The organism is Promicromonospora kroppenstedtii DSM 19349 (assembly GCF_000515355.1).
In the GTDB taxonomy this organism is placed as follows: domain Bacteria; phylum Actinomycetota; class Actinomycetes; order Actinomycetales; family Cellulomonadaceae; genus Promicromonospora; species Promicromonospora kroppenstedtii.
This window is the reverse complement of sequence record NZ_KI911760.1, coordinates 54017-55068: the sequence shown is the minus strand read 5'-3', so window position 1 is coordinate 55068 and position 1052 is coordinate 54017. Positions and strand designations below refer to the sequence as shown.

Sequence of the window (1052 nt, the reverse complement as noted above, 5' to 3'; positions counted from 1 at the left end):
CGGCCACGCCGGCGCCGGTGCCCACCTCGACCACGGCGTGCGCGTTCGAGGCGGCGGCGAGCACCCGCAGCACCGCGCCCACTCCCGGCAGGACGGCCGGGCAGCCTAGCTCCGAGGCGCGTTCGCGAGCGCGCAGCAGCACCTCGTCCTCGGGGACGAAGGCCTCGCTGTAGACCCAGGCCGCGACCTTCCCGTGGCCTGACGGCTCCACTGTGCTGATGGCTTCCTCCGCTGAACCGGGCAGTTGTGTACATCACGTGCGGCGTCAGGGTACAGCCCGTGGGAACGCCTGGGCTTTGACGTACGTTGAGAGGACGATGACTTCCGTGAGCACTCGACCAGCAGCAGACGCACCCGCGTCGGTACCCTCCGGGGCCGGCGCCGCCGACCTGCCCTGGCAGCCGCCGACCTGGGAAGAGATCGTGCGGGAGCACTCCGCGCGCGTCTACCGGCTTGCCTACCGGCTGACCGGTAACAAGCAGGACGCCGAGGACCTGACCCAGGAGACGTTCATCCGGGTGTTCCGCTCGCTGTCGAGCTACACCCCGGGCACCTTCGAGGGCTGGCTCCACCGCATCACGACCAACCTGTTCCTGGACCAGGCGCGCCGCAAGAAGCGCATCCGCATGGAGGCGATGGGCGACGACGACGGCCATGTCGCCGACACCGGCGACTTCGGCCGCCCGGAGCGCGGCTACGAGCACGCCAACCTGGACCAGGACGTGCAGAAGGCGCTCGACGCCCTCCGCCCCGAGTACCGCGCCGCGGTGGTGCTGTGCGACATCGAGGGCCTGAGCTACGAGGAGATCGCCGTGACCCTGGGCGTCAAGCTCGGCACCGTCCGCTCCCGCATCCACCGCGCCCGTGCCCAGCTCCGTGACGCGCTGGAGCACCTGGCCCCGACGCGCGGCGGCGCGCGATGAGCCACCTGGGCGACCTCGTCAGCGCGCTGGCTGACGGGCAGCTCTCGCCCGCCGAGACGGAGCGCGCCCTGGCCCACGTGACCATGTGCCGGCTGTGCGCCCGCGAGCTCGACACCGCCCGCGCGGCCC

Annotated in this window: 2 protein-coding genes and 1 pseudogene; 2 read left to right on the top strand and 1 reads right to left on the bottom strand. The window is 72.1% G+C overall.

What is annotated here, in order from left to right:
* Positions 1 to 211: pseudogene (locus PROKR_RS36460) on the bottom strand (methyltransferase); the annotation flags it as partial.
* A gap of 106 nt (positions 212 to 317) precedes the next feature.
* Here PROKR_RS36460 and sigE point away from each other — a divergent pair.
* Both sigE and PROKR_RS37935 read left to right on the top strand, forming a co-directional pair.
* Positions 318 to 923, top strand: a complete 606-nt coding sequence (gene sigE / locus PROKR_RS27515; protein ID WP_084800716.1) for an RNA polymerase sigma factor SigE — start codon at positions 318 to 320, stop codon at positions 921 to 923.
* On the top strand, positions 920 to 1052 hold a 133-nt coding region (locus PROKR_RS37935; protein WP_036970260.1), incomplete at its 3' end, for a zf-HC2 domain-containing protein. The genes sigE and PROKR_RS37935, both read left to right, overlap by 4 nt.

Excerpts from the sequence above, each read along its gene's own strand:
- sigE (WP_084800716.1), top strand. The coding sequence starts at position 318 with ATGACTTCCGTGAGCACTCGACCAGCAGCAGACGCACCCGCGTCGGTA.